This is a genomic window from Rhodococcus sp. DMU1 (genome assembly GCF_012272955.1).
In the GTDB taxonomy this organism is placed as follows: domain Bacteria; phylum Actinomycetota; class Actinomycetes; order Mycobacteriales; family Mycobacteriaceae; genus Rhodococcus; species Rhodococcus aetherivorans.
This window is the reverse complement of the sequence record NZ_CP050952.1, coordinates 3,710,494-3,736,743: the sequence shown is the minus strand read 5'-3', so window position 1 is coordinate 3,736,743 and position 26,250 is coordinate 3,710,494. Positions and strand designations below refer to the sequence as shown.

The following is a 26,250-nucleotide window of genomic DNA, read 5'->3' as shown; positions in this document are numbered from 1 at the left end:
CGACGGTCTGCTCGGGTGACATGCGCGGCGCGCCGCGGGCACACTCGTGGCGATGAGCAGCGACGTCTTCCGCAAGCACCGGGCCGGGGCTCACCCCGACTTCTTCCGCGCCGAGGCCGCCGGGCTGGCCTGGCTCGCGGACGCCGGCATGCCCGTTGCCGGTGTCCGCGGCGTCGGGGTGGACCACATCGACCTCGAGCGGTTGACCGAGGCGGCCCCCACCGCCGCGGCGGCTCGGGAGTTCGGCGCTCGCCTGGCGCGTATGCACGCCGCGGGCGCCGCCGGATTCGGTTGCGCACCGGACGGATTCGACGGCCAGCTGTTCATCGGCAAGCGGCCGATGAGTAGCACGGTCCACGCGAGCTGGGGCGAGTTCTACGTGGTGGAACGGGTCGAGCCGTTCCTGCGGATCGCGGTGGACGCCGGCAGCGTCACCGCCGCGCAGCTGCCCGACGTCGAGCGGGCCTGCGCGCGCGTCGCCGCCGGGGAGTTTCGACGACGGTGCACCCCCCGCCCGCCTGCACGGCGACCTGTGGAACGGCAACGTGCTGTGGACCGCCGCGGGGGTGGTGCTGATCGACCCGGCGGCGCACGGCGGTCATCGCGAGACGGACCTGGCGATGCTGGCGCTGTTCGGCTGCCCCCGGCTCGACGAGATCGTCGCGGCCTACGACGCCACGTGCCCGCTGCGTTCCGGATGGCGCGAGCGCGTGCCGATGCACCAGCTGCATCCGCTGGCGGTGCACGCGGCGGGCTACGGTGCGGGGTACGGGCGGGCGCTGCACCGGGCGGCGCTCGCGACCCTCGCGCTGGGAGAGAAAAGTTGACCGAGATCCTCGTCGTCGCCGCCACGAAGTCCGAGGCAGCGCACGTGCCGGCGCACTACGAGACGGTGATCACCGGCATCGGCAAGGTGCACGCGGCCGTCGCGGTGACCGAGGCGCTGGCGCGGCACCGGCGCGGGACCCCGCCGGTGGTGGTCAACATCGGGACCGCCGGGGCGCTACACCTGCACCACGGCGGCCTCTACGTCCCCTCGGCGGTGATCAATCACGACATCAGCAGCGAGGTGCTGCGCAGCCTCGGCTACCCGGTCGAGGACGTGCTCGAACTCGACGACGGGGACGGGACGGTGCTCGCCACGGGCGATTCCTTCGTCTCGGACGCGCAGGTGCGTGACGCGCTCGCCGCCCGCGCCGACCTCGTCGACATGGAGGGCTTCGCGGTCGCGCTCGCCGCATCCCGCATGGGCGCGCAGTGCCGGCTCGTCAAGCACGTGAGCGACCACGCCGACGAGACCGCCCTGGACTGGCCGGCCAAGGTCGATGCCAGTGCCCGCGCACTCGCGCAGTGGCTGGTCGAGCGGTACTGAGCCGAAGCCGGCTCGTCAGCGGGCGGTGTATCCGAGGCCGGTGACACCGTCGGCGGCGGTCAGCCGCATCGCCGCACCCTCGACCGTGTACCGCACCTCGCCGGACAGCACTCCCAGGACGGCCGACTCGATCCGCGCGAGCTCCGGGTCGGGGCACGCCGCGCGGGTGGTGGCCAGCGGCCCGAACGTGACCACGGTGTCTCCGACGGTGGCGGTACCGGTGAACCGGTTGCAGCCGGTGCTGCCCGAGACCGTGCCGTCGCCGGCGACGGTCAGGGTGGGCGCGGCGTCCTCGAGGGCGCGGGAGGTCGACACCGCGTCGGCCGTGACGAGTTCGGTGAGCACCCAGTGCGTGTCCACGACGGGACGGTCGGGGTCGGCGACCGTGCGGTCGAGCAGTGAGACGGACACGTCCCCGCCGTCGAGGGTGAGTACGTCGCCGTCGAGACGCCAGCGCGGTTCCGACGCCAGCAGATCGGACAGCCAGGTGTCGGCGCGGTCGAGCGGCGGCGGGCACGACATGAGAGTGCTGCCGAGCCGATCGGCGCGCAGCACGCCGTCACCGAGTTCCACCGACCCGAACGAACGGTTGCAGCCGGCGGTGGCGGCGATCCGGCCCGCATCGGGGAACTCCACGACCAGTGGGCCGCCGCCGGGAATCTGCGGGCCCGACACCGCGGTGGAGACGAACGCCCGCCCCACGAGCACGGCCGGGTCCTGGGGCGGGGCGGCGGCGCCGTCGCCCGCGCAGGCGGCCGTCGTCGCGGCCAGCGCGAGGAGAATCGAGAGCCCGAGAGTCCGCCGCATGCCGGTCACGGTACCGCCCGCCCGGCGGCGGGCGGCGCCGTGACGACGCGGCGGGCCAGGTCCGCCCACCCGTCGGCGAGCCGGTCGAGCGAGAACCCCAGATCGCGCCACTGATGCAGGACCAGGGTGGCCTCGAGCGGGGCGAACAGGGCCTGGGCCAGCAGCGGGAGGTCGCCGTCGACACCCGCAGCGCGAAGCAGGACCTCGATGTGGGTCAGGCTGACGGCCCGTGCCGGGGCATTGAACCGGGCCTCGGCGGAACTCTCCGCGGCGCGGAGCACCTCGCCCTGCACCTCCACGAGACGGATGCGGGCACGACCGAACGCGACGAGCCGGTCGACGGGATCGGCGCCGGGTCCGAGCGGCGGGGGACCGGTGAGGAACTGCTGCTGCAGGGCCTGTTCGGAATGGTCGAGCAGGGCGCGCATGAGTCCCGCACGGGAGCCGAAGCGGCGGAAGACGGTGCCCTTGCCGACCCCGGCGCGCGCGGCGACGGCGTCCATCGTGACCGCGTCGACGCCGCGTTCGGCGACGAGGAGCGAGGCCGCCTCGAGGAGCCGGCGCCGGTTGCGGGCCGCGTCGCACCGTTCGACGCCCTCGTCCCCGACCAGCGGCAGCAGCGGAATGTTCACCACGTCACAGTACCGCCCGGGAATGGAAGTGGACCGCGGTCCGTTTAGAGTGGAGTCAGACCCGGACACCCGAACCGAAGGAAACACCCCCATGTCCCAGACCCGCGTTCTCGCTCTCGTCGGCAGCCTGCGCTCCGCCTCCGTCAACCGCCGCCTCGCCGAGACCGCGGCCGCCGTCGCGCCGCAGGGCGTCGAGGTCTCCGTGTACGAAGGCCTCGGCGAGGTGCCCTTCTACAACGAGGACCTCGACGGCGAGACCGGCGCGCCCGTCGCCGCCGGGGCGCTGCGCGTCGCGGCGAGCGAGGCCGACGCCCTCCTGCTCGTCACCCCCGAGTACAACGGCACCATCCCCGCCGTGCTCAAGAACGCCATCGACTGGCTCTCCCGCCCGTACGGCGCCGGCGCCCTGGCCGGCAAGCCCGTCGCCGTCATCAGCGCCTCGCCCAGCGGCAACGGCGCGAAGTGGGCGCTCGAGGAGACCGTCAAGGCGCTCGGCATCGCCGGCAGCCGGACGGGCCTGCAGCTGTCCATCGGCGGCACCATCGACAAGTTCGGCGACGCCCACCCCAAGGAGAACGCCGAGGTCGCCGAGCAGATCTCCGCGCTGCTCGCCCAGCTCGCCGACGCCCGCCGGGAACTCGTCGACGCCTGAGCCGGCCGCACACCGAACGGCCCCGGACCACGCCAGGTCCGGGGCCGTCACCGTCCGTACCCCATTCGCGCCCGCAGCCGTGATTGCCGGGGCATGCTGCGGGGAATACCTCGCCAGTCCCCACCGCGACGGAGGAGCCCATGGCGCACGAGAGCGACAGTCCCGGCGAACACGAGCACACGATCACCCTGCGCGTCGACGGCCGTGAGCGCCGCTGCACCGTCGACGTGCGCACCACGCTCCTCGATGCCCTGCGCGACCGGCTCGGGATCTACTCCCCGAAGAAGGGCTGCGACCACGGCCAGTGCGGCGCGTGCACGGTCCTGCTCGACTCCCGGCGCATCGTGAGCTGCCTGTCGCTCGCGGTCGCCCACGACGGCGCCGACGTCGTCACCGCCGCCGGCATCGCGGACGACGGTCCCTCGCACCTGCCCCAGGCGTTCGTCGAATGCGACGCCTTCCAGTGCGGCTACTGCACACCTGGCCAGATCTGCTCCGCCGTCGGGATGTTCGACGAGGCCGCCAAGGGTTCCCCGAGCCACGTCACCGCGGACCTCACACAGGACCCGGAACTGACCGACGACGAGATCCGTGAACGCATGAGCGGAAACCTGTGCCGCTGCGCGGCCTACCCCAACATCGTCGAAGCGCTCCGCCACGTCGCGCGCGGGGAGGGGCACTGCTCGTGAAGACGTTCCGCTACGAGACGCCTGCCGATCCCGCCGCCGCGGTCGCCGCGGTCGCCGGCCACCCGGGTGCCGCCTTCCTCGCCGGCGGCACGAACCTGGTGGACCACCTCAAGCTCGGCGTCACCGCGCCCGACGTCCTCGTCGACGTCTCCCGCCTGTCGCTCGACATCGTGGAGGAGACCGCCGAAGGCGGGCTGCGCGTCGGCGCCAACGTGCGCAACAGCGACCTGGCCGCCCACCCGATCGTCCGCCGCCGGTACCCGGTCCTGGCCCGGGCCCTGCTGGCCGGCGCCTCCCCGCAGCTGCGCAACATGGCCACCACCGCCGGCAATCTGCTCCAGCGGACCCGCTGCGTGTACTTCCGGGACCCGTCGACCCCGTGCAACAAGCGCACCCCGGGCAGCGGCTGCACCGCGATCGGTGGCTACACCCGCTACCACGCCATCCTCGGCGCCTCCGAACAGTGCGTCGCCACCCACCCGTCGGATATGGCGGTGGCGCTGCTCGCGCTCGACGCCCAGGTGACGGTGCTCGGATCGCAGGGGGAGCGGTGCATCCCCGTCGAGCAGCTCTACCGGCTTCCCGGCGAAAGCCCCGAGTACGACACGGTGCTCGAGCGCGACGAGCTGATCCTGGACGTCGAGATCCCGGCGCCCGAAGGCGCCGTCTCGACGTACCGCAAGGTGCGCGACCGGGCGTCGTACGCGTTCGCGCTCGTCTCGGTGGCGGCGGACCTGACGGTCGCCGACGGCGTCGTCACCGGATGCCGCATCGCCCTCGGCGGCGTCGCGCACCGGCCGTGGCGCGCCCATCGCGCCGAGCACGTCCTGCTGGGGAGCGCCCCCGGTGACGGCGTCTTCGCCGCGGCCGCCGACGCGGAACTCGCCGATGCCCGGCCCCTCGACGGCAACGAGTTCAAGGTGCCGCTGCTGCGCCGCACCCTCGTCTCGGTACTGCGTGAACTCACCTCGGAGGCAGTCGCATGACCCACTCGGCCCAGCGCCCGATCGGCACGTCGACGCCGCGGGTGGACGGCCCGCGGAAGGTGGCCGGAACCGCGCCCTACGCGTACGAGCATCCGGTCGACGACCCGGCCTACCTCGTCCCGGTCACGGCAACCGTGGCGCGGGGAACGGTGACCCGCATCGAGACCGCGGAGGCGGAGGCCCTGCCCGGCGTGCTCGCCGTTCTCACCCCGTGGAGTGCCCCCCGCCTGGCGGACACCTCGGAGGCCGAGTACGCGGTCCTGCAGAGCCCGGACGTCGCCTTCCGGGGGCAGATCGTCGCCGCCGTGGTCGCCGAGACGCCCGAGATCGCGCGACACGCAAGCGAACTGGTCCGGGTGGAGTACGAGTCCGCGCCGCACGACGTCGCGTTCCGGCACGACCACCCGCGCAGCTATGCCCCGGAACAGGCCAACGGCGGATATCCGACCGACACGGAACAGGGCGATGCCGCAGCGGCCGAGGCCGCGGAGCGCGACGGCGTCGTGGTCGACGGCTGGTATTCCACCCCGGAGGAGCACAACAACCCCCTCGAACCGCACACGGTCGTGGCCGAGTGGTCCGGCGAGTCGTTGACGTTGTACGACTCCACGCAGAGCGCCCACGGCGTCGTCTCCACGCTGGCTCCCGTGCTCGGTCTGCGCCCCCAGCAGATGCGGGTGATCAGTCCCTACGTCGGGGGTGGTTTCGGGTCCAAGGGGGCGCCGCACGCGCACGACGTCGTGGCGGCGATGGCGGCGCGCCTGCTGCCCGGTCGGGCGGTCAAGTTCGCCGTGTCCCGGCAGGACATGTTCGGGTACGTCGGCTACCGGCCGCCCACCGTCTCGCACGTCCGCCTCGTCGCGAGCCGGGAAGGGCGTCTCGAAGCCATGGTGCACGAGGCCTTCTCGCAGTCCTCGCACGTGCGCGAGTACGCGGAGCAGACGGCGGTGTCGTCGCGGGGGATGTACGCCTCGCCGTATCGGCGCACCTCGCACCGCATCGTCGCGCTCGACGTGCCCGCGCCCTACTGGATGCGTGCGCCGGGGGAGGCCCCCGGGATGTTCGCCGGCGAGGTCGCGATGGACGAGCTGGCGGTGGCGTGCGGCATGGACCCGATCGAACTGCGGGTCCGCAACGACCCGCCCGCCGATCCCGAGTCCGGCCGGCCCTGGTCCTCGCGCCGGCTGGTGGAGTGCCTGCGGGAGGGGAGTCGCAGTTTCGGCTGGGACGCCGCCGACCGCACGCCCGGCACCCGCCGCGACGGCCGGTGGCTCGTGGGGACCGGAGTGGCCGCGGCGAGCTACCCGCACCTGGTCAACCCCGGCACCGAGGTCGCGGTCCGGCACGACGGCGACGGGCGCTTCACCGTCCGCACCGGCGCCGCGGACATCGGGACCGGAGCATGGACCACGCTCACCCTCGTCGCGGCCGACGCGCTCGGCTGCCGGCCCGAGGACATCCATCTCGAGATCGGTGACTCGGCCCTGCCGAACGCCACCGTCGCCGGCGGATCCTCCGGTACCTCGTCGTGGGGCACGGCGATCGTCGCCGCGGCCCACGCGTTCCGCAAGCGGCACGGGGATCGGCCGGAGCCGGGTGCCGAGGCATCGGCGACGGCCGAGGAGAATCCCGCGCTCGAGCACTACCGCATCCAGTCGTTCGGCGCGCATTTCGCCGAGGTGCGGGTGGATGTCGACACGGGCGAGATCCGGGTGCCGAGGATGCTCGGCGTGTTCTCCGTGGGCCGGGTGGTCAACCCCCGCACCGCCCGTTCGCAGCTGATCGGCGGGATGTGCTTCGGCATCTCCATGGCCCTGCACGAGGAGAGCATCCGCGATCCCCGCACCGGCCACGTGGTCAACCACGACCTCGCGGAGTACCACATCCCCACCAATGCCGACGTCGGCGACGTGGACGCGAGCTGGCTCGACGAGGACGACCTGCACGCCACACCGATGGGGTCGCGCGGGGTCGGGGAGATCGGCATCGTCGGCAGCGCCGCGGCGGTCGTCAATGCCCTCCGGCACGCCACCGGGGCGCGGGTGCGCCGGCTTCCGGTGCACCTCGAGGACGTGCTCCCGTACCTGCCCGACAGCCCCGCGCGGTGAGTAACGACCTGGGAATATCACGGCTGTAACTCACAACATCTCGCGTTCTATGAATCTGTCGGCCACTAGGTGTAGTGTCTAGAGCGCTGGAAGGCTTGATCGTTTCCGGTCCCTCGGGGAAGCGGGATCGTGCTGGTACGACGGGCCTCGAGGCACTGCTGTGCAGTCAGTCGTCAGGTTGTCGAAAAGGGGAAACCATGAACATCACCGTCTACACCAAGCCTGCCTGCGTTCAGTGCAATGCCACCTACCGTGCCCTCGACAAGGCCGGTATCGAGTACGCCGTCGTCGACATCTCGGAGAACCCGGAAGCGCGGGACTTCGTGATGGCCCTCGGTTACCTGCAGGCCCCCGTGGTGGTCGCCGGTGACGAGCACTGGTCCGGCTTCCGCCCGGACCGGATCAAGGCCCTCGCCGTCGCCGCCTGACCCGTCGCGCGCCGACCCACCGCCCCTGCGGCCGGTCGCCGGACCCGAGCGAAGTGATGTGAGACATCCATGACCTCGTTGGTGTATTTCTCGAGCACATCGGAGAACACGCACCGATTCGTCCGGCGACTGGGGTTGCCGGCCACCCGGATTCCGCTGCACGACCGTGACGGCACCTTCGAGGTGCACGAGCCGTACGTGCTGATCCTGCCGACCTACGGCGGCGGCACCACCGCGACCGGCCGGGACACGAACTTCGTGCCCAAGCAGGTCATCCGGTTCCTCAACAATCCGCGCAACCGTGCGCTGATTCGCGGGGTCATCGCCGCCGGCAACACCAACTTCGGCGAATCCTATTGTTACGCCGGGGATGTGGTCTCCCAGAAGTGCAAGGTCCCGTACCTCTACCGGTTCGAACTGATGGGTACCGCCGAGGACGTCGAGCGCGTCCGCGAGGGCCTGGCACAGTTCTGGGCGCAGGCGTTGCAGTCGGCGTAACCGCGACCTCACCCACACTCGTCCACTCCATCAACGCTGCGTCACCGTCGGGGATACGGGTGCGCGGCGAACCCGTCTACTCACAGTGGGAGCAAGCACCGTGACCGTCACCGATGCCGCGCCGGCAGCGAGCGCCAAGATCGACGAATCCCTCAAGGGACTCGACTACCACGCGCTCAACGCGATGTTGAACCTCTACGGGCCCAACGGCGAGATCCAGTTCGACAAGGACGTCGCCGCCGCGCGCCAGTACTTCCTGCAGCACGTCAACCAGAACACGGTGTTCTTCCACAACCTCGAGGAGAAGCTCGACTACCTCGTGGAGGAGAACTACTACGAGCCCGAGGTGCTCGAGCAGTACTCCCGCCCGTTCGTCAAGCAGCTCTTCGAGCACGCCTACTCGAAGAAGTTCCGCTTCCCGACGTTCCTGGGTGCGTTCAAGTACTACACCTCGTACACGCTCAAGACGTTCGACGGCAAGCGCTACCTGGAGCGGTTCGAGGACCGCGTCTGCATGGTCGCGCTGACCCTGGCCGCCGGCGACGAGCAGCTCGCGACCCACCTCGTCGACGAGATCATCTCCGGCCGGTTCCAGCCCGCGACCCCGACGTTCCTCAACTCCGGCAAGAAGCAGCGCGGCGAGCCCGTCTCCTGCTTCCTGCTGCGCATCGAGGACAACATGGAGTCCATCGGCCGCTCGATCAACTCGGCACTGCAGCTGTCCAAGCGCGGAGGCGGGGTTGCGTTGCTGCTGAGCAACATCCGAGAGCACGGGGCGCCGATCAAGCAGATCGAGAACCAGTCCTCCGGCGTCATCCCGATCATGAAGCTGCTCGAGGACTCCTTCTCCTACGCCAACCAGCTCGGGGCCCGCCAGGGCGCCGGCGCGGTGTATCTGCACGCCCACCACCCCGACATCTACCGCTTCCTCGACACCAAGCGCGAGAACGCGGACGAGAAGATCCGCATCAAGACCCTCTCGCTGGGCATCGTCATCCCCGACATCACGTTCGAGCTGGCGAAGCGCAACGAGGACATGTACCTGTTCTCGCCGTACGACGTCGAGCGCATCTACGGTGTGCCGTTCGCCGACATCGACGTCACCGAGAAGTACTACGAGATGGTCGACGACAAGCGCATCCGCAAGTCGAAGATCAAGGCGCGCGAGTTCTTCCAGACGGTTGCGGAACTGCAGTTCGAGTCCGGCTACCCGTACATCATGTTCGAGGACACCGTCAACCGGGCCAATCCCATTCAGGGCAAGATCACCCACTCGAACCTGTGCTCGGAGATCCTGCAGGTCTCCACGCCGTCGACGTTCAACGAGGACCTGTCCTACAGCCATGTGGGCAAGGACATCTCGTGCAATCTCGGCTCGCTGAACATCGCCAAGGCGATGGACTCGCCGGACTTCGCGCACACCATCGAGGTGGCGATCCGGGCGCTGACCGCCGTGTCGGACCAGACCCACATCTACTCGGTGCCGTCGATCGAGCAGGGCAACAACGACTCCCACGCGATCGGCCTCGGGCAGATGAACCTGCACGGCTACCTCGCCCGTGAGCGCATCTTCTACGGCTCCGAAGAGGGCGTCGACTTCACGAACATCTACTTCTACACCGTGCTGTTCCACGCGCTGCGCGCGTCGAACCGGCTCGCCATCGAGCGGGGCACGTACTTCAAGGGCTTCCCCGAGTCGAAGTATGCCTCGGGCGAGTTCTTCGACAAGTACACCGACCAGGTGTGGGAGCCGGCCACCGCCCGCGTGCGGCAGCTCTTCGCCGACGCCGACGTGGCGATTCCCACGCAGGACGACTGGCGTGCGCTGAAGGCGTCGGTCCAGGAGCACGGCATCTACAACCAGAACCTGCAGGCCGTGCCGCCGACCGGGTCGATCTCGTACATCAACAACTCCACCAGTTCCATCCACCCGGTGGCGTCGAAGATCGAGATCCGCAAGGAGGGCAAGATCGGCCGCGTCTACTACCCCGCTCCCTACCTGACCAACGACAACCTGGAGTACTTCCAGGACGCGTACGAGATCGGGTACGAGAAGATCATCGACACGTATGCGGCGGCCACCCAGCACGTCGACCAGGGCCTGTCGCTGACGTTGTTCTTCAAGGACACCGTCACCACCCGCGACGTGAACAAGGCGCAGATCTACGCCTGGCGCAAGGGAATCAAGACGCTGTACTACATCCGGCTGCGGCAGATGGCGCTCGAGGGCACCGAGGTCGAGGGCTGCGTCTCCTGCATGCTGTGACGAATCTTGCCGGTACACATCGAAACTCAGGTAGGGAAAGACAGATGACCTCCGCACCCCGCGCGCACTCGCCGGCCGACGGCGCCCACGTCAAACTGATCGACCGCGTCTCGGCGATCAACTGGAACCGCGTTCCGGACGAGAAGGACTCGGAGGTGTGGGACCGCCTCACCGGCAACTTCTGGTTGCCGGAGAAGGTCCCGGTGTCCAACGACATCCCGTCGTGGGGCACGCTCACCGAGTACGAGCAGGAACTGACCATGCGCGTGTTCACCGGTCTGACCCTGCTCGACACGATCCAGGGCACCGTCGGCGCGGTGTCGCTGATCCCGGACGCGGTGACCCCGCACGAGGAGGCGGTGCTCACCAACATCGCGTTCATGGAGTCGGTGCACGCCAAGTCGTACTCGAGCATCTTCTCGACGCTGTGCTCCACCCGCCAGATCGACGACGCGTTCCGCTGGTCGGAAGAGAACGACAACCTGCAGCGCAAGGCGCAGATCGTCCTCGACTACTACCAGGGCGACAGCCCGCTCAAGCGCAAGGCTGCCTCGACGCTGCTCGAGTCGTTCCTGTTCTACTCGGGCTTCTACCTGCCGATGTACTGGTCGTCGCGGGCGAAGTTGACCAACACCGCGGACATGATCCGGCTGATCATCCGCGACGAGGCCGTGCACGGCTACTACATCGGCTACAAGTACCAGCGCGGCCTCGAGCAGATCACCCAGGCCGAGCGCGACGAGCTCAAGGACTGGGTCTTCGATCTGCTGTTCGAGCTGTACGACAACGAAACCCAGTACACCGCGGACCTCTACGACGAGGCCGGGCTCACCGAGGACGTCAAGAAGTTCCTGCGGTACAACGCCAACAAGGCCCTGATGAACCTCGGCTACGAGGCGCTGTTCCCCAAGGACGAGACCGACGTGAACCCGGCGATCCTGTCCGCGCTGTCCCCGAATGCCGACGAGAACCACGACTTCTTCTCCGGCTCGGGCAGCTCGTACGTGATCGGCAAGGCCGTCGTCACCGAGGACGAGGACTGGGACTTCTGACCCCACGGTCCACCTGTTGTGGCCGAATGTCACACGCGTTCGATCTGATCGAGCACGTGTGACATTCGGCCGTCAGGTGGGCGTCAGGCGCACCGTCAGGGGCGGCGGAACCACGCCTCCGGCACGTCCCGCAGCGCCTTCTCCAGGCGCAGCACCGACGTGGCGGTCATGTTCTGCGGCAACGAATCCGGCGCGAACCAGGCCACCTCGAGGTTCTCGTCGTCGGCGACGTGGGCCACGCCACCCGTCGGGCGCATCAGGAAGCACACGTCCAGGTACCGCGCGACGTCCCCGTTGGGATAGGTGATCGGAGCGGTCACGTCCACGCTCGTGAGCCGGACGATCTCGGCGTCGATGCCGGTCTCCTCCCGCACCTCGCGCACGGCCGCGACGGCGGGTTCCTCGCCGGGTTCCAGGATGCCCGAGACCACGGCCCACAGGCCGTTGTCCGCGCGACGGGTCAGCAGCACCCGTCCGTCGGGGTCGACGACGACGGCGCTGACGCCGGGCAGCCACAGCGGCGCGGGACCGACCTGTGCGCGCAGTTGCGCGACGAACTCCGGAATAGGCATGTCCCCGGGCGCCTTTCGACGAGGTCGACTCAGTTGGAATAGCCGTTGAGGGTGTTGCGCACATCCGTCAGGACGGCCTTCGCGGCCACCGGGCCGGGCGTGGACCACACCAGGTCGTCCACCGCGAACAGCCGGCTGTCGGTGACCGCCCCGAGCTCGAGCCACGCCTCGGAGTCCATCACCTCGCTGCCGTGCGCGACGCCGTCCTCGCCGGCGAAGCGGACGTAGATCAGGTCGCCCTCCGCGGCGGCCGGGTCGGCCTCGTCGAGCGGGGCGTCCGCGCGCCCGTCCTGCACACCGAACCGCTGTGCGGGCGGGCGCGCGGCGTCGGCGTCGGCGAGGACCTGTCCGGCGAACGAGGCGGTGCCCTCGACGACGGCGCCGTCGCCGGTGAACCGCACGATCGACGCCTGGGTCTGCGACGCGGTCACCGCCTTGCCGACGTCCGTCGCGGTCGCGCGGTAGTCGTCGAGCACGCGGCCGGCCGCTTGCGAGCGTCCGAGTGTTTCGCCGGCGCGGAGGAACTGCTGCCGCCAGAACACCGGGTCGGAGCCGACGAGCACCGTCGGCGCGACGGTGCCGAGCCGGCGGTAGAGCTCCGGGTCGGCGGACGAGCCGAGGATGAGGTCCGGCTCCACGCCGTCGATGAGCGCGACGTCGGGCGCCGATGTGGTGCCCACCGACGGCAGCGTCGCGATCCCCGTGCCCAGGTACTCGGCCCGGGCGACGTCGGTGGTCGTGCCGACCACCCGCTCCCACAGGCCCAGGGCGCACACCGCGTCCATCGCGGCGGCGTCGAGCACGACGATCCGCTGCGGGTCGGCGGGCACCTCGGAGACGCCGCCGGTGTGGATCACCGACCGGGTGCCGCCGGCGGGCTGCCCCGGGTCCGGGGGGCTGGGGAGCGCGCACGCGGTGGTCGTGTCGCGTTCGATCCCGACGACGGCCGCCCCGGCGATGCGGGTGGTGGTGCGCACGATGCTGCTCGCCGGATCGTCCGTCGCCTCCGTGCATCCCGCCAACCCGAGTGCCGCGACGGCGGCGAGGGCGACGGTGCACGTGACGGCGCGAGACCGGGACGCTGCGGGCATACGACCACTCCTGTCTAGGGGACGGTCCAGGTTAACTGGTGTGCGGATCGACCCCGAACGCCTCGGCGAGGTCGTCGAGGATCTCGTGCGCGCCCTGGATGGACACCGGCGTCATCCACAGGCTGTCGTCCACGTCCACCTTCCGGCCGCGCAGGTTCTGCCACAGCGGGTTGGAGAGGAACGGCTGCGCCGCCGCCTCGGACTTGCCCTCCCCGTCGCGGTACATGCTGACGAAGATCACATTCGCGTCCGCCTCGCCGATGAGTTCGGGGCTGATCGCGTTCATGATGCTGCTCGGATCGGCCGGGTCGGGTCCCTGGCTCGCGGGGCGGGCCAGGCCGGCGTCCTCGAGGACGATGCCGCTGAACGACGTGGTGCGGTACAGGCGGGCGGTGGGCTCACCGGCGAAGCGGACCACCGAGACGGTGGGGTTGCCGGCTGTGGCGTTGATCTCGTCGCCGATGGCTTTCGCCCGGGCCTCGTAGTCGGCGATCTTCTGTTCGGCGAGGTCCTCCTTGCCGAGGGCCCGCGCGGCGAGACGGATGTTGTCCTTCCACGTCGGCCCGGTGCTCTCGGAGAAGACCGTGGGCGCGATGGCGGAGAGCTTGTCGTAGTTCTCGCCGTCGCGCACGTCGGCGGACAGGATCAGGTCGGGGTGCAGCGCGGCGATCTTCTCCAGGCTCGCGTCGGAGACCGCACCGACGGAGGTGGCCTCGGCGGCGAACTGCCGGCGGCTGTCACCGAGGTAGTCGGGCAGTCCCTCGGTGCGGTAGTCGACGTAGCCGACGAGGTCGGACTCGAGCAGCAGCGTCGCGTCCGCGTAGCTGGTGTCGAGCGCGACGACCCGCAGCGGCTGGGACTCGACGGTGGTCGTTCCGCGGAAGTGCTCGACGGTGCGTGGGAAGCCCGCGGTGGCGGGGGTCTGCTCGGCCGTCTCGCCGGAGGAACAGCCCGCGAGCAGCACGGCCGCGGTCAGGGACGCCGCCAGGGCGGCGATGCCGCGGCGCAGGGGGAGGGGATACACGGTGGACCTCGTCTCTCGGGATCGCAAACAGTTAGGGAACGCTTACCTTAGTGTGCGGGCGAAACCGTGTGCTCGGTGAGGTGTGCCACGGCCCCGGGTTGCGTGGGTCACAGACCCCCGCCGGTATGCTCGACCGCCGAGTACGACACTGAGTAGGACCCGGTGAGCGTGCGGTGGTCGCACCGTCTACGATTCGATCAGCGCAAGCCAGAGAACGTTCGTCTCGCACTGCGAGTCGAGCGCGCAATCAGGAGGATTAGTGACTGCCGTAGCGCCCCAGCCAGTCCCGGAGATAGCTGCAGCGAGGCCGTACCCGCCGCGGCAGGGACCCAAGGGCTCGTTCTTCTACAAGATGATCACGACCACGGATCCCAAGATGCTCGGGATCATGTACATGGTCACCTCGTTCGCGTTCTTCCTCATCGGTGGCGTGATGGCTCTGCTCATCCGCACCGAGCTCGCGGTCCCGGGTCTGCAGTTCCTGTCGAACGAGCAGTACAACCAGCTGTTCACCATGCACGGCACGATCATGCTGCTGATGTACGCGACCCCGGTCGTGTTCGCCTTCGCGAACTACATCCTGCCGCTGCAGATCGGCGCGCCCGACGTCGCGTTCCCGCGTCTGAACTCGTTCAGCTACTGGCTGTACCTGTTCGGCGCGACGATCGTGACCGCCGGCTTCATCACCCCCGGTGGTGCGGCCGACTTCGGCTGGACTGCCTACAGCCCGCTCACCAGTGAGCTGCACTCGCCCGGCGTCGGTGGTGACTTCTGGGTCCTCGGCCTCGGCGTGATGGGTCTGGGCACCATCCTCGGTGCGGTCAACTTCATCACCACCGTCGTGTGCCTGCGCGCCCCCGGCATGACCATGTTCCGGATGCCCATCTTCACCTGGAACATCCTCATCACCAGCGTGCTCATCCTCCTGGCGTTCCCGCTGCTGACCGCCGCGTTCTTCGGCCTCTTCGTCGATCGCCACCTGGGCGGGCACATCTTCGACCCCGCCAACGGCGGCGTCATGCTGTGGCAGCACCTGTTCTGGTTCTTCGGCCACCCCGAGGTGTACATCATCGCGCTGCCGTTCTTCGGCATCGTCTCGGAGATCTTCCCGGTCTTCTCGCGCAAGCCGATCTTCGGCTACACCGGCCTGGTCTACGCGACGCTGGCCATCGCGGCGCTCTCGATCGCAGTGTGGGCGCACCACATGTACGCCACCGGCGCCGTGCTGCTGCCGTACTTCTCCTTCATGACCTTCCTGATCGCAGTGCCCACCGGCGTGAAGTTCTTCAACTGGATCGGCACCATGTGGAAGGGCCACCTGACGTTCGAGTCGCCGATGCTGTTCTCGGTCGGCTTCATCGTCACCTTCCTGTTCGGCGGCCTGTCCGGCGTCATCCTCGCCAGCCCGCCGCTCGACTTCCACGTGACGGACTCCTACTTCGTCATCGCGCACTTCCACTACGTGCTCTTCGGCACCATCGTGTTCGCCACCTACGCCGGCATCTACTTCTGGTTCCCGAAGATGACCGGACGCATGCTCGACGAGCGTCTCGCCAAGTGGCACTTCTGGCTGACCTTCCTCGGCTTCCACACCACGTTCCTGGTGCAGCACTGGCTGGGCAACGAGGGCATGCCGCGCCGCTACGCCGACTACCTGCCCTCGGACGGGTTCACCACCCTGAACATCATCTCGACCGTCGGTGCCTTCGTGCTCGGCGCCTCGACCCTGCCGTTCCTGTGGAACGTGTTCAAGAGCTACCGGTACGGCCAGGTCGTGACCGTCGACGACCCGTGGGGTTACGGCAACTCCCTCGAGTGGGCGACGAGCTGCCCGCCGCCGCGGCACAACTTCTACGAGCTGCCGCGCATCCGCTCCGAGCGCCCGGCGTTCGAGCTGCACTACCCGCACATGGTGGACCGCATCCGCGCCGAGGCGCACGTCGGTCCGGGCAGCAACAAGCACAACCATGTGGCGCTGAGCGAGGGTGCCGAGAGGACCCCCGCCGACCGCTGATCCGCACACCGGATCGACTCTTCCCGAGGCCCCGCCCGTCCCGACGGGCGGGGCCTCGCGCATTCTTCCGGGGTGGACCCCTGCTCGTTCGGCACCCCGTTCACCTGGCACAATGAGTGAGCATGTGCCGCGACGGACGAAGGATCGGAGACGTAGGTGGCGTCTGACACCGCGATGCTGGTGACTGTGACGGGGCCGGACCATCCCGGCGTGACCTCTGTGCTCTTCGCGGCGCTCACCCGGCACGAGGTCGATCTGCTCGACGTCGAGCAGGTCGTGATCCGGGGCCGGCTCACCCTCGGTGTGCTGGTCTCCTGCCCCGCCGATCCCGATGCCCTGCAGGACGAGATCGAGGCCGCCATGGCCACCATCGGCATGCACGCCCAGGTGCAGACCGGTGTCGAGCCGGGTATCGGCTCGACCGTGTCCACCCACGCCGTTGTGGTCCTCGGCAGTCCCGTCAGCGCCCGGGCGCTGCGTTCGGTGGGTCGTGAGCTCGCGCGGCAGGGCGCCAACATCGACTCGATCCGGGGCATCGCCGACTATCCGGTGACAGGTCTCGAACTCATGGTGACCGCGGCCGACCCCGGCGCCGAGGCCGACGTCCGATTGCGCGCCGGGCTCGCCGAGGTCGCCGCGGGCCTCAGTGTCGACATCGCCGTGGAGCGCGCCGGTCTCGCCCGCCGCTCGAAGCGGCTGATCGTGTTCGACGTCGACTCCACCCTCGTCCAGGGCGAGGTCATCGAGATGCTCGCCGCGCACGCCGGCGTGGAGGACAAGGTCCGCGCCGTCACCGAGGCCGCGATGCGCGGGGAGATCGACTTCACCGAGTCGCTGAACCAGCGGGTGGCGACCCTGGCCGGGTTGCCCGCGTCGGTGATCGACGAGGTCGCCGAGAACCTCGAGCTCACCCCCGGCGCCCGGACCACCATCCGCACGCTGCGCCGGCTCGGCTTCCGATGCGGCGTCGTCTCCGGTGGCTTCCGGCAGGTCATCGACGGCCTCGCCCACGAACTCGAACTGGACTTCGTCCGGGCGAACACGCTCGAGATCGTCGACGGCAAGCTCACCGGCCGCGTCGTCGGCGAGGTGGTGGACCGTGCCGCCAAGGCCCGTGCCCTGCGGGAGTTCGCCGCCGAGGCCGGCGTGCCGATCGAGCAGACCGTCGCGGTCGGCGACGGCGCCAACGACATCGACATGCTCGGCGCGGCAGGGCTCGGCATCGCCTTCAACGCCAAGCCGGCGCTACGCGAGGTCGCGGACACCGCGCTGTCCCACCCGTACCTGGACGCGGTGCTGTTCGTCCTCGGCGTCACCCGCGACGAGGTGGAGGCCGCCGACCGGGTCGACGGCACCCTGCGCCGCGTGCCCCTCGACACCGGTGCCTGAGGCCACGGCCCCGCTCGGTCCCGACGTCGTGGCTCGCCACGGTGCGGATGTCGTGGCTCGCCACGGTGCGGATGTCGTGGCTCGCCACGGTGCGGATGTCGTGGCTCGCCACGGTGCGGATGTCGTGGCTCGCCACGGTGCGGATTTCGTGGCTCGCCACGGTGCGGATTTCGTGGCGCGCCACGGTGTCCTCGCCCGCGGCTACGGGCATCGACCGGACCCGGAGGACCCCGGGGCGGTGCTCGCGATGCCGATCGTGCTGCACATCCCCAAGCAGGATCCGCCCTCCCGTAGCGCGCTGCTCGAGGCTGCTGCGATGGCGACGATCGCGCTGTGCCTGGACCCACGCGTCGGGACCGGGCCGGCCGGTGAACCCGGCCCGTGGCGCGAGCCCTACCTCGCGTGGACCGACGCGCGCATCCGCAAGGTCAGCCGTCGCGCCCGCGGTGCCCAGTGGCGCGCCGCGCAGGAGGTCGACGGAATCACCGTCGAACACCGGGGGGCACACGCCCGGGCACTGGTCCCGGGGCCCGTCGGCGCTCTCGATCCGCGCATCTCGCGGCTGCAGATCGGCGGCACCGATCTGCCCCACGACACCCCGGGCGATCCGCCCGCCGGAGTTCCGGTGCTGTGGATCGACGCCGCGCTCGGCATGACCGTCGGGAAGGCCGCGGCACAGGTCGGCCACGCCGCGATGCTGTTGGCCGGGGCCCTGGACGTCGAGCGCGCCGGCGCATGGGCCGACTCCGGATTCGTGTGTGCCGTGCGCGACGCCGACCCCGCCCGGTGGCGGTACCTGACGGAGCGGGTCGACGCCGGCACCGCCGTGGCGGTACGGGACGCGGGATTCACCGAGGTGACGCCGGGGTCGGTGACGGTCGTCGCCGTCCCGGGCTGATCACGTCGCGATCCGGAACACCAGCAGCGTCGGCCCGGTCAGCGGGAACGTCGAGCCGGCGGGCAGCGGCGTGAGATCCGCGGGCTCTCCGTCGAGGGAGCTCGAGTCGAAGGCGCACACCATCGCACCGTGGTACCACTCGGCCCGGCCGAGGGTCAGGGTGGTGGGGCCGCCTGCGTGCAGCACGAGCAGGCCGCTGCTGTCCGTCAGCGGAACGCCCGCGCGGGTGACCGTGCCCAGCTGCGAGCCGTCCACCCACGCCTGCAGCGTCCGCCGGTTCTCGTCGAGCCAGTCCGCCTCCTGCAGTTCCCTTCCGTCCGCGCCGAACCACACCAGGTCGGGGTAGCCGACCTGGCGGGCCCTGCCGTCGAAGAAGCGGCCCTGACGCAGCACCGGCACCACTTTGCGCAGACGCAACGTCTGCCGCACGAACTCGACGAGTTCCTGGTCCGCGTGCTCCCAGTCGAGTGGCCAGGCGTCGCGGACCGGGACGTCGGCGGGCACGCAATAGGCATTGTTGTTGCCGCCCTGGGAGTGCCCGAACTCGTCGCCGGCGAGCAGCATCGGGGTGCCGGTCGACAGCAGCAGGGTGGCGAGCAGCGCACGCACGTGCCGGGCCCGGGCGGCCACGATCCGCGGATCGTCCGTGGGTCCTTCGACGCCGTGGTCGACGGATTCGTTGTTGTCGCTACCGTCACGGCCCTGTTCGCCGTTGGCCTCGTTGTGCTTGCGCCGGTAGCTGACGAGGTCGGCCATCGTGAAACCGTCGTGCGCGGTGACGAAGTTGATCGACATCCACGGCCGGTGGGTGTGCCGGCCGTAGAGGTCCTCCGAGCCCGCGAGCCGGGAGGCGACCTCCCGGATTCCCGCACCGCGCGCCCAGAAGCGCCGCACCGAGTCGCGGTAACGATCGTTCCACTCCGACCACTGGGGACCGATGTTGCCGAGCTGGTAGCCGGGCAGGGTCGCATCCCAGGGCTCGGCGATCAGCTTGAGCCGGGTCAGGACGGGGTCGGTGGTGATGGCGGTGAACACCGCCGCCCGGGGATCGAAGTCGCCGCCTCGCGGCCGGGCGAGCGCGCTGGCCAGGTCGAACCGGAAGCCGTCCACACCCATCTCCGTCGCCCAGTACCGCAGGCTGTCGCAGATCATCCGCACCGCCACCGGGGAACTGCCGTCGACGGTGTTGCCACAGCCCGTCAGGTCGATGTCGTGGCCGGTGGCGTCGAGGAGGTAGTAGCCGGGCGCGTCGAGGCCGCGCCAGGACACGTGCGGGCCGTCCACCGACCATTCGCAGGTGTGGTTGTAGACCACGTCGAGGATCACCTCGAGGCCCGCCTCGTGGAGCGTGTCGACCATCGTCCGGAACTCCGCGATCTCGTTGCCGGGGGTGGCCGCGTAGCCCGGGTGGGGCGCGAAGTACGACGCGGTGGAGTAACCCCAGTGGTTGCGCATGCCGCGATCCCGTACGGGTGGTTCGGTGAGGAAGGCGTGCACGGGCAGCAGTTCGACGGCGGTGACCCCCAGGCCGACCAGGTGTTCGAGCACGGCCGGCGCCGTCAGGCCCAGATAGGTGCCGCGCCACTGCTCGGGGACGGCGGGATGGCGGGCGGTGTAGGAGCCGACGTGCAGTTCGTAGATCACCGTCTGCTCCCACGGCGTGCCGGGACGGTTGTGCCGGGCCCGGCCGGGGTTGTCGGCCACCACCGACAGCGGTGTGTGGCCGAGGGAGTCCACGGTCGACGCATCGCCGAACGGGGTGCGCTCGTAGCCGAGCAAGCGGGCCGTGTCGCCGATGTCACCGGTCAGCTGCCGGCCCCACGGGTCGAGCAGCAGCTTGTGCGGATTGGCACGTAGCCCGGTCCGGGGCTGCCACGCGCCGTGCACGCGGTAGCCATAGCGCTGGCCCGGGCGGACCCCCGGCACCGCGCCGTGCCAGACGCCGTACGTCTTGTCCGGCAGGTCGATGCGTTCCTCGCGGCCGGCGTCGTCGATCAGGCAGAGCTGAACACGGCTGCCGTGGGGCGCGTGCACGGCGAACCGCGTCCCGTCGTCGCCGGGGAAGGCGCCCAGCGGGAAGGGACCGGCGTCGGACCGGGCGACGGCAGGTCCCACCGGCGGCTCGCCGGGTGCGGGGGAGGGGTGCGGTGGAGGCGAGGGGTACGACACGGAAGCGATCCTGCCGTGAACCGCTCGTGCGCGTACGCAAAGATGGTCGGCGTGGCAAAACCTGATCCCGATCTGCTCATCGAATTCGACGACGTGCTCGTGCGGCGGGGCGGCAACGTCCTCGTCGGTCCCGTGTCCTGGAAGGTGGAACTCGACGAACGTTGGGTGATCCTCGGTCCGAACGGGGCGGGTAAGACGTCGCTGCTGCGGGTGGCCGCAGCGGAGACATTCCCCACATCGGGGACGGCGCACGTGCTGGCGGAGACGTTCGGGAAGACCGACCTGTCCGAGCTGCGGCCCCGGATCGGGATGTCGTCGTCGGCGCTGGCGAACCGTGTGCCGGGCGACGAGAAGGTCGTGGACCTGGTGATCTCCGCGGGGTACGGCGTGCTGGGGCGCTGGCGCGAGCGGTACGACGAGGTGGACAGCGCACGCGCCGTGGAGATGCTCGAAAGCCTCGGCGCCGAGCATCTCGCCGACCGCACCTACGGCACGCTCTCCGAGGGTGAGCGCAAGCGCGTGCTCATCGCCCGGGCGCTGATGACGGATCCGGAGTTGCTGCTGCTCGACGAGCCCGCCGCCGGCCTGGACCTCGGTGGTCGTGAGGAGCTCGTGGCGCGGCTCGGCGTGCTGGCGGCCGACCCGGACGCTCCGGCGATCGTGCTGATCACCCATCACGTGGAGGAGATCCCGCCGGGCTTCACCCACGCGATGCTGCTCAAGGAGGGGCAGGTGGTGGCGCAGGGTCTGCTCGACGACGTGATCACGGGTGAGAACCTCAGCGATGCGTTCAGCCAGGCGATCACGCTCGACAAGGCGGACGGCCGGTTCTTCGCGCGCCGCACGTACCAGCCCGGGAGGCACCGCCGCGCGTAGCGGAGCGGAGCCGCGGCCGAGGTCACCGCCGCGCGTAGCGGAGCCGCGGCCGAGGTCACTGCCGCGCGTAGCGGAGCCGCGGCCGAGGTCACTGCCGCGCGGAGCAGCCGGGTGGGTGAGTTGTGTGTCACGTCATGCCGTAACTTGTGAGTATGGCTATCGAACGTTCGGGAGAACCCGCGGGTGCAGCGGCGATGCCGCTCAAGGATGCCTCGACGGTGATCCTCGTCCGGGACGGCGACCGTGGCGTCGAGGTGTTCCTGCTGCAGCGCGTGCGCGGCATGGCGTTCGCCGGCGGCATGACGGTGTTTCCCGGCGGCGGCGTCGACCCGTCGGACAGCGCTGCGACGGTGGCGTGGGCGGGACCGCCCGTGCCCTGGTGGTCGGAGCGGTTCGGCACCTCCGAGACGCTCGCGCAGGCGCTCGTCCTCGCGGCCGTGCGCGAGACGTTCGAGGAGTGCGGGGTGCTGCTCGCCGGTGCGACACCGGACACCGTGGTGGCGGACACGACACCGTTCGGGGAGGCCCGCAGGCAGCTCGAGGCTCGGGAGCTCACCTTCGGCGAGTTCCTCGAACGTGAGGGGCTGGTGCTGCGTGCGGACCTGTTGCGGCCGTGGTCGAACTGGATCACGCCGGTCGGAGAGGGTCGTCGCTACGACACGAGGTTCTTCGTCGCGGCGGCCCCCGAGGGACAGATCGCCGACGGCGAGACGAGCGAGGCCGACGAGGTGCGGTGGCAGACTCCGCAGGAGGCGATCGCGCACTGGCAGGAGGGCGGCAGTGTGCTGCTGCCCCCGACCTGGAGCCAGTTGACGGCCCTGTCACGGTTCGGCTCGGTCGCGGAGATCCTCGCTGCGGAGCCGCAGATCACGCCGATCCTGCCGACCCGGATCACCTGGGAGGGACAGCTCCGGGTGGAGTTCCCCGAGCAGGACGGCTACTACGAGGCGGGGCCGCATCCGTGGGCCGCCCGGGATGCCAACTAGCCTGTGCCTCATGGCTGAATTCGTGACACTCGAGGTCTCCGACGGTATCGGCACCATCCGGCTCGACCGGCCGCCGATGAACGCACTCAACCGGCAGGTGCAGGAGGAGATCCGGGCCGCTGCGCGCGAGGCGACCGTGAACTCCGACGTCAAGGCGGTGATCGTCTACGGCGGTGAGAAGGTGTTCGCGGCCGGCGCGGACATCAAGGAGATGGCCGAGCTGAGCTACGTGCAGATGAGCGAGATCATCGCGGATCTGCAGTCGGCGCTGGGGTCGGTGGCGGAGATCCCGAAGCCGACGGTGGCCGCGATCACCGGCTACGCGCTGGGGGGCGGCCTGGAGCTCGCGCTGGGTGCGGACCGGCGGATCGCCGGCGACAACGCGAAGGTCGGTGTGCCGGAGATCCTGCTCGGCATCATCCCGGGCGGCGGCGGAACGCAGCGCCTCGCCCGCCTCGTCGGCCCGTCGAGGGCGAAGGATCTGGTGTTCACCGGCCGCTTCGTCGGTGCGGCCGAGGCCCTGCAGATGGGGCTGGTCGACGAGGTCGTCGCCCCGGACGAGGTGTACAACGCGGCGCGCGCGTGGGCGTCGCAGTTCAGCCGGGGCGCCACCCGCGCACTGGCGGCGGCCAAAGCCGCGATCGACCAGGGCCTCGACACCGACCTGGACACGGGGCTGAAGATCGAGCAGCACGTCTTCGCCGGCCTGTTCGCGACGAAGGACCGCACGATCGGCATGGAGTCCTTCGTCGCCAACGGCCCGGGTAAGGCCGAGTTCGTCGGGGAGTAGGCACCCCGGAACTGGAACTTGTTCATTCCTTACCGATGGGTAGGATGCCCTTCATGACTGCAAGCAGGACCGACGGGGTCGACCCCGCGCCGAACCCGCACGCCACTGCCGAGGAGGTGGCGGCCGCCCTTCGGGACACCAAGCTCGCGCAGGTGCTCTACCACGACTGGGAGGCCGAGACCTACGACGAGAAGTGGTCGATCTCCTACGACGAGCGCTGCATCGACTACGCGAAGGGTCGTTTCGACGCCGCCGCCGGTGACCAGCCCCTGCCGTACGAGCGGGCCCTCGAACTCGGTTGCGGCACCGGCTTCTTCCTGCTGAACCTCATGCAGGCCGGAGTGGCGAGGACCGGCTCGGTCACCGACCTGTCGCCCGGGATGGTCAAGGTGGCGCTGCGCAACGCCGGGCACCTCGGCCTCGACGTGGACGGCCGGGTGGCCGACGCCGAGACGATCCCGTACGACGACGACACCTTCGACCTCGTCGTCGGTCACGCGGTGCTGCACCACATCCCCGACGTCGAGCAGTCGCTGCGGGAGGTGCTGCGGGTGCTGAAGCCGGGCGGCCGGTTCGTCTTCGCCGGCGAGCCCAGCACGGTCGGGAACTTCTACGCGCGCTGGCTCGGCCGCCTCACGTGGGAGGCCACCACCAACGTCACGAAGCTGCCGTTCCTGCGGGACTGGCGGCGGCCGCAGGCCGAACTCGACGAGTCCTCCCGTGCCGCGGCGCTCGAGGCGGTCGTCGACCTGCACACCTTCGACCCGTCGGACCTGGAGCGGATGGCGGCTTCGGCCGGCGCGGTCGAGGTGAAGGCGAGCAGCGAGGAGTTCGCGGCCGCGCTGCTGGGCTGGCCGGTCCGCACATTCGAGGCCGCGGTGCCCGCGGAGAAGCTGGGCTGGGGCTGGGCGCGCTTCGCGTTCGGCGGGTGGCGCACGCTCAGCTGGGTGGACGAGAAGGTCCTCAGGCACGTGGTCCCGCGCAGCTTCTTCTACAACGTCATGATCACCGGCGTGAAGCCCGGCAAGTAGTGTGGGCTACGCGTTCACCCTCGCCGACGTCGCGTACCTGCGTTCGTCGCAGGGCGCGGCCGATCTCGCGGAGGTGGCCGTCCGGGAGCTGTCCGCGCGGACGCGCCTAGCCGACATCGGCTGGGCGCGTACGCGTTTCGCCGACCTGACCGCGCCGCTGACCGAGACGGTGCTGTTGCGCCGCAGGGCGGTCGCGAAGCTGCCCGCTGCCGGCGGCTGGCTGTTCACCGACGACGCGCTGCAGCAGGCGACGCCGGCGTCCGTCGCCGCGCATCGGGCCCGCCGGCTCGCCGGCCGGCGCGTCCACGACGTGACGTGCTCGATCGGCGCCGAGCTGGCGGCCCTGGTGGGGGTCGCGGAGGCGGTGGTCGGCAGCGATCTCGACCCCGTTCGCCTCGCGATGGCCGCCCACAACGTCCCCGGGGCGGCGCTGGCCCGCGCCGACGCGCTGCGCCCGATCACCCGCGGTACCACCGTGATCGCCGATCCGGCCCGCCGATCCGAGGGCCGGCGCACGCACGACCCGGCGGCCCTGATGCCGCCGTTGCCCGACCTGCTCGACGCCTACGCCGGACGGGACCTGGCCGTCAAGTGTGCCCCCGGGCTGGATTTCGATGCGCTGGACTGGGCGGGGGAGGTCGAGGTGGTCTCGCTCGACGGCGGCGTCCGCGAGGCATGCCTGTACTCCCCGGGTCTGGCCACGCCGGGCGTGCGGCGACGGGCGAGTGTGTTGCGTTCGGACGGCGCCGTATTCGAGATCACCGACGCGGAGCCGGACGAGATCCCCGAGCGGGAACCGGGGGAGTGGATCGTCGATCCCGACGGGGCGATCGTGCGTGCGGGGCTGGTGCGGCACTACGCGGCCGCCCACGGCCTGTGGCAGCTCGATCCGCGGATCGCGTATCTCACCGGCGACACCCTCCCCGCGGGGGTGCGGGGATTCCGCGTTCTCGATCGACTGAAGTACACGGAAAAGACTCTCCGGCAATCGCTCTCGTCGATGGACTGTGGGGTGGCGGAGATTCTCGTGCGAGGGGTCGACGTCGATCCGGCGGTGCTCCGGCCGCGGCTGAAGCTGCGCGGATCGCGGTCGCTGAGCGTCGTGCTCACGCGGATCGGCCGCACCCCGACGGCGTTCGTCTGCGAACCCAGTCGCTGAGCCCTGTCCCGGCCGGGTGGGTCGTTCCGGTGCGGGTCTTGATATGCAAGCAAATACTTGCGTATTCTCGACGGTGTGGTCGACGTCTTCAAAGCGCTGGCGGATCCGACCCGGCGGGCCATCCTGGACGAGCTCGTCGACCGGGACGGCCAGACGCTGTTCGAGCTGTGCACACGACTGATCTCGCGGCACGGCCTGGGCTCGTCCCGGCAGGCGATCTCGCAGCACCTGGCGATCCTCGAGGAGGCCGGGCTGGTCCGGACCCGCCGCGAGGGGCGATCGAAGTTCCATCATGTGGACGTTGCGCCACTGCAGGGCCTCGCCGACCGATGGACGGTCGCGCATCGAAAGGAGTCGCAGTGAAGGTCACCCTCACCAGCGTGTTGGTCGACGACCAGGACAAGGCGCTCGCCTTCTACACCGACGTCCTGGGTTTCGTGAAGAAGACCGAGGTCCCCCTGGGCGAGGCGCGGTGGCTCACCGTCGTCTCGCCGCAGCAACCGGACGGGCCGGAACTGGTCCTCGAGCCCGACGGCCATCCCGCCGTCCGGCCGTTCAAGGAGGCCCTCGTCGCCGACGGTATCCCGTTCACCTCGTTCGCGGTCGACGACGTGCGCGCCGAGTACGAGCGGTTGCGCAGCCTCGGGGTGCGATTCACCCAGGAGCCCCTCGAAATGGGCGGCATCACCACCGCCGTCTTCGACGACACCTGCGGCAATCTCATCCAGATCGCCGGCTGAGCCGTCGCCGCCCGCGGCGAA

Annotated in this window: 25 protein-coding genes and 1 pseudogene; 20 read left to right on the top strand and 6 right to left on the bottom strand. The window is 70.2% G+C overall.

Annotation, left to right across the window (positions count from 1 at the left end):
* Window positions 1–52: 52 nt before the first annotated feature.
* A pseudogene (locus HFP48_RS17175) lies at window positions 53–827 on the top strand (fructosamine kinase family protein).
* Complete coding sequence (locus tag HFP48_RS17170) at window positions 824–1,372, top strand: nucleosidase (RefSeq protein WP_006940567.1); 549 nt, start codon at window positions 824–826, stop codon at window positions 1,370–1,372. Before HFP48_RS17175 ends, HFP48_RS17170 begins: the two are co-directional and overlap by 4 nt.
* A 15-nt stretch (window positions 1,373–1,387) precedes the next feature.
* Here the strand turns inward: HFP48_RS17170 and HFP48_RS17165 are convergent, their stop codons facing one another.
* On the bottom strand, window positions 1,388–2,179 hold the full coding sequence (locus tag HFP48_RS17165) for an META domain-containing protein (protein ID WP_006940566.1): 792 nt from the start codon (window positions 2,177–2,179) through the stop codon (window positions 1,388–1,390).
* A gap of 5 nt (window positions 2,180–2,184) precedes the next feature.
* On the bottom strand, window positions 2,185–2,814 hold the full coding sequence (locus tag HFP48_RS17160; protein ID WP_006940565.1) for a TetR/AcrR family transcriptional regulator: 630 nt from the start codon (window positions 2,812–2,814) through the stop codon (window positions 2,185–2,187).
* Between the two features lie 88 nt (window positions 2,815–2,902).
* Here HFP48_RS17160 and HFP48_RS17155 point away from each other — a divergent pair, with 88 nt between their 5' ends.
* From HFP48_RS17155 to nrdF, 8 genes are all read left to right on the top strand, one after another.
* Complete coding sequence (locus HFP48_RS17155) at window positions 2,903–3,463, top strand: NAD(P)H-dependent oxidoreductase (protein ID WP_006940564.1); 561 nt, start codon at window positions 2,903–2,905, stop codon at window positions 3,461–3,463.
* Window positions 3,464–3,603: 140 nt separating this feature from the next.
* On the top strand, window positions 3,604–4,152 hold the full coding sequence (locus tag HFP48_RS17150; RefSeq protein WP_006940562.1) for a 2Fe-2S iron-sulfur cluster-binding protein: 549 nt from the start codon (window positions 3,604–3,606) through the stop codon (window positions 4,150–4,152).
* Entirely contained in the window at window positions 4,149–5,138 is a 990-nt protein-coding gene (locus tag HFP48_RS17145; RefSeq protein WP_029544485.1) for a xanthine dehydrogenase family protein subunit M, read from the top strand. The genes HFP48_RS17150 and HFP48_RS17145 overlap by 4 nt, the downstream gene beginning before the upstream one ends.
* Window positions 5,135–7,246: a xanthine dehydrogenase family protein molybdopterin-binding subunit gene (locus tag HFP48_RS17140; protein WP_168579788.1), complete on the top strand. Its 2,112-nt coding sequence runs from the start codon at window positions 5,135–5,137 to the stop codon at window positions 7,244–7,246. Before HFP48_RS17145 ends, HFP48_RS17140 begins: the two co-directional genes overlap by 4 nt.
* 197 nt (window positions 7,247–7,443) lie before the next feature.
* Window positions 7,444–7,674, top strand: coding sequence for a redoxin NrdH (locus HFP48_RS17135; protein WP_006940556.1), 231 nt, complete (start codon window positions 7,444–7,446; stop codon window positions 7,672–7,674).
* A 69-nt stretch (window positions 7,675–7,743) separates the two neighbouring features.
* Window positions 7,744–8,172 carry a class Ib ribonucleoside-diphosphate reductase assembly flavoprotein NrdI gene (gene nrdI / locus HFP48_RS17130; protein ID WP_006940545.1) on the top strand — a complete coding sequence of 143 codons (429 nt, stop codon included), beginning with the start codon at window positions 7,744–7,746 and terminating at the stop codon, window positions 8,170–8,172.
* Between the two features lie 184 nt (window positions 8,173–8,356).
* On the top strand, window positions 8,357–10,438 hold the full coding sequence (nrdE, locus tag HFP48_RS17125) for a class 1b ribonucleoside-diphosphate reductase subunit alpha (protein ID WP_206530652.1): 2,082 nt from the start codon (window positions 8,357–8,359) through the stop codon (window positions 10,436–10,438).
* 44 nt (window positions 10,439–10,482) lie between these two features.
* Window positions 10,483–11,490: a class 1b ribonucleoside-diphosphate reductase subunit beta gene (gene nrdF, locus HFP48_RS17120; protein ID WP_006940539.1), complete on the top strand. Its 1,008-nt coding sequence runs from the start codon at window positions 10,483–10,485 to the stop codon at window positions 11,488–11,490.
* Window positions 11,491–11,585: 95 nt separating this feature from the next.
* Here the strand turns inward: nrdF and HFP48_RS17115 are convergent, their stop codons facing one another.
* Genes HFP48_RS17115 through HFP48_RS17105 form a run of 3 tightly spaced genes read right to left on the bottom strand, consistent with a single transcriptional unit; the run spans window position 11,586 to window position 14,177 of the window.
* Window positions 11,586–12,062 carry an NUDIX domain-containing protein gene (locus tag HFP48_RS17115; protein WP_065922430.1) on the bottom strand — a complete coding sequence of 159 codons (477 nt, stop codon included), beginning with the start codon at window positions 12,060–12,062 and terminating at the stop codon, window positions 11,586–11,588.
* 29 nt (window positions 12,063–12,091) lie between these two features.
* Window positions 12,092–13,153, bottom strand: a complete 1,062-nt coding sequence (locus HFP48_RS17110) for an ABC transporter substrate-binding protein (protein WP_168579787.1) — start codon at window positions 13,151–13,153, stop codon at window positions 12,092–12,094.
* A gap of 31 nt (window positions 13,154–13,184) precedes the next feature.
* Window positions 13,185–14,177 carry an iron-siderophore ABC transporter substrate-binding protein gene (locus HFP48_RS17105; protein WP_102799157.1) on the bottom strand — a complete coding sequence of 331 codons (993 nt, stop codon included), beginning with the start codon at window positions 14,175–14,177 and terminating at the stop codon, window positions 13,185–13,187.
* Between the two features lie 259 nt (window positions 14,178–14,436).
* On the opposite strand from HFP48_RS17105, the gene ctaD reads away from it, so the two are divergent.
* The 3 genes from ctaD to HFP48_RS17090 all read left to right on the top strand — a co-directional run bounded on the left by ctaD (window position 14,437) and on the right by HFP48_RS17090 (window position 18,478).
* A complete protein-coding gene (gene ctaD / locus HFP48_RS17100; protein WP_082120257.1) occupies window positions 14,437–16,191 on the top strand; it encodes a cytochrome c oxidase subunit I in 1,755 nt (584 codons plus the stop codon).
* Between the two features lie 174 nt (window positions 16,192–16,365).
* Window positions 16,366–17,580 carry a phosphoserine phosphatase SerB gene (gene serB, locus HFP48_RS17095; protein ID WP_170914110.1) on the top strand — a complete coding sequence of 405 codons (1,215 nt, stop codon included), beginning with the start codon at window positions 16,366–16,368 and terminating at the stop codon, window positions 17,578–17,580.
* Window positions 17,581–17,728: 148 nt separating this feature from the next.
* Complete coding sequence (locus tag HFP48_RS17090; protein WP_168579786.1) at window positions 17,729–18,478, top strand: peptidyl-tRNA hydrolase; 750 nt, start codon at window positions 17,729–17,731, stop codon at window positions 18,476–18,478.
* Here HFP48_RS17090 and glgX read toward each other — a convergent pair whose 3' ends face one another.
* Entirely contained in the window at window positions 18,479–20,593 is a 2,115-nt protein-coding gene (glgX, locus tag HFP48_RS17085; protein ID WP_231772701.1) for a glycogen debranching protein GlgX, read from the bottom strand. It abuts the gene before it with no gap.
* 96 nt (window positions 20,594–20,689) lie between these two features.
* On the opposite strand from glgX, the gene HFP48_RS17080 reads away from it, so the two are divergent.
* The 7 genes from HFP48_RS17080 to HFP48_RS17050 all read left to right on the top strand — a co-directional run bounded on the left by HFP48_RS17080 (window position 20,690) and on the right by HFP48_RS17050 (window position 26,229).
* Complete coding sequence (locus tag HFP48_RS17080) at window positions 20,690–21,523, top strand: ABC transporter ATP-binding protein (protein ID WP_037201771.1); 834 nt, start codon at window positions 20,690–20,692, stop codon at window positions 21,521–21,523.
* Between the two features lie 152 nt (window positions 21,524–21,675).
* The gene (locus HFP48_RS17075; protein WP_006933172.1) at window positions 21,676–22,509 is read left to right on the top strand and encodes an NUDIX domain-containing protein; all 834 of its coding nucleotides are present in this window, start codon (window positions 21,676–21,678) and stop codon (window positions 22,507–22,509) included.
* Window positions 22,510–22,519: 10 nt separating this feature from the next.
* Window positions 22,520–23,299, top strand: a complete 780-nt coding sequence (locus HFP48_RS17070; protein ID WP_006933175.1) for an enoyl-CoA hydratase-related protein — start codon at window positions 22,520–22,522, stop codon at window positions 23,297–23,299.
* A gap of 53 nt (window positions 23,300–23,352) precedes the next feature.
* Window positions 23,353–24,330: a class I SAM-dependent methyltransferase gene (locus HFP48_RS17065; protein WP_029544469.1), complete on the top strand. Its 978-nt coding sequence runs from the start codon at window positions 23,353–23,355 to the stop codon at window positions 24,328–24,330.
* A 1-nt stretch (window position 24,331) separates the two neighbouring features.
* Window positions 24,332–25,489, top strand: a complete 1,158-nt coding sequence (locus tag HFP48_RS17060) for a class I SAM-dependent methyltransferase (RefSeq protein ID WP_161996486.1) — start codon at window positions 24,332–24,334, stop codon at window positions 25,487–25,489.
* 75 nt (window positions 25,490–25,564) lie between these two features.
* A complete protein-coding gene (locus HFP48_RS17055; RefSeq protein WP_006933181.1) occupies window positions 25,565–25,852 on the top strand; it encodes a metalloregulator ArsR/SmtB family transcription factor in 288 nt (95 codons plus the stop codon).
* The gene (locus HFP48_RS17050; protein ID WP_006933183.1) at window positions 25,849–26,229 is read left to right on the top strand and encodes a VOC family protein; all 381 of its coding nucleotides are present in this window, start codon (window positions 25,849–25,851) and stop codon (window positions 26,227–26,229) included. The genes HFP48_RS17055 and HFP48_RS17050 overlap by 4 nt, the downstream gene beginning before the upstream one ends.
* The last annotated feature ends 21 nt before the right edge of the window (window positions 26,230–26,250 follow it).

Excerpts from the sequence above, each read along its gene's own strand:
- HFP48_RS17165 (WP_006940566.1), bottom strand. The coding sequence starts at position 2,179 with ATGCGGCGGACTCTCGGGCTCTCGATTCTCCTCGCGCTGGCCGCGACG.
- HFP48_RS17155 (WP_006940564.1), top strand. The coding sequence starts at position 2,903 with ATGTCCCAGACCCGCGTTCTCGCTCTCGTCGGCAGCCTGCGCTCCGCC.
- HFP48_RS17150 (WP_006940562.1), top strand. The coding sequence starts at position 3,604 with ATGGCGCACGAGAGCGACAGTCCCGGCGAACACGAGCACACGATCACC.
- HFP48_RS17140 (WP_168579788.1), top strand. The coding sequence starts at position 5,135 with ATGACCCACTCGGCCCAGCGCCCGATCGGCACGTCGACGCCGCGGGTG.
- HFP48_RS17135 (WP_006940556.1), top strand. The coding sequence starts at position 7,444 with ATGAACATCACCGTCTACACCAAGCCTGCCTGCGTTCAGTGCAATGCC.
- nrdI (WP_006940545.1), top strand. The coding sequence starts at position 7,744 with ATGACCTCGTTGGTGTATTTCTCGAGCACATCGGAGAACACGCACCGA.
- nrdE (WP_206530652.1), top strand. The coding sequence starts at position 8,357 with ATGTTGAACCTCTACGGGCCCAACGGCGAGATCCAGTTCGACAAGGAC.
- nrdF (WP_006940539.1), top strand. The coding sequence starts at position 10,483 with ATGACCTCCGCACCCCGCGCGCACTCGCCGGCCGACGGCGCCCACGTC.
- HFP48_RS17115 (WP_065922430.1), bottom strand. The coding sequence starts at position 12,062 with ATGCCTATTCCGGAGTTCGTCGCGCAACTGCGCGCACAGGTCGGTCCC.
- HFP48_RS17110 (WP_168579787.1), bottom strand. The coding sequence starts at position 13,153 with ATGCCCGCAGCGTCCCGGTCTCGCGCCGTCACGTGCACCGTCGCCCTC.
- serB (WP_170914110.1), top strand. The coding sequence starts at position 16,366 with ATGCTGGTGACTGTGACGGGGCCGGACCATCCCGGCGTGACCTCTGTG.
- HFP48_RS17080 (WP_037201771.1), top strand. The coding sequence starts at position 20,690 with ATGGTCGGCGTGGCAAAACCTGATCCCGATCTGCTCATCGAATTCGAC.
- HFP48_RS17075 (WP_006933172.1), top strand. The coding sequence starts at position 21,676 with ATGGCTATCGAACGTTCGGGAGAACCCGCGGGTGCAGCGGCGATGCCG.
- HFP48_RS17070 (WP_006933175.1), top strand. The coding sequence starts at position 22,520 with ATGGCTGAATTCGTGACACTCGAGGTCTCCGACGGTATCGGCACCATC.
- HFP48_RS17065 (WP_029544469.1), top strand. The coding sequence starts at position 23,353 with ATGACTGCAAGCAGGACCGACGGGGTCGACCCCGCGCCGAACCCGCAC.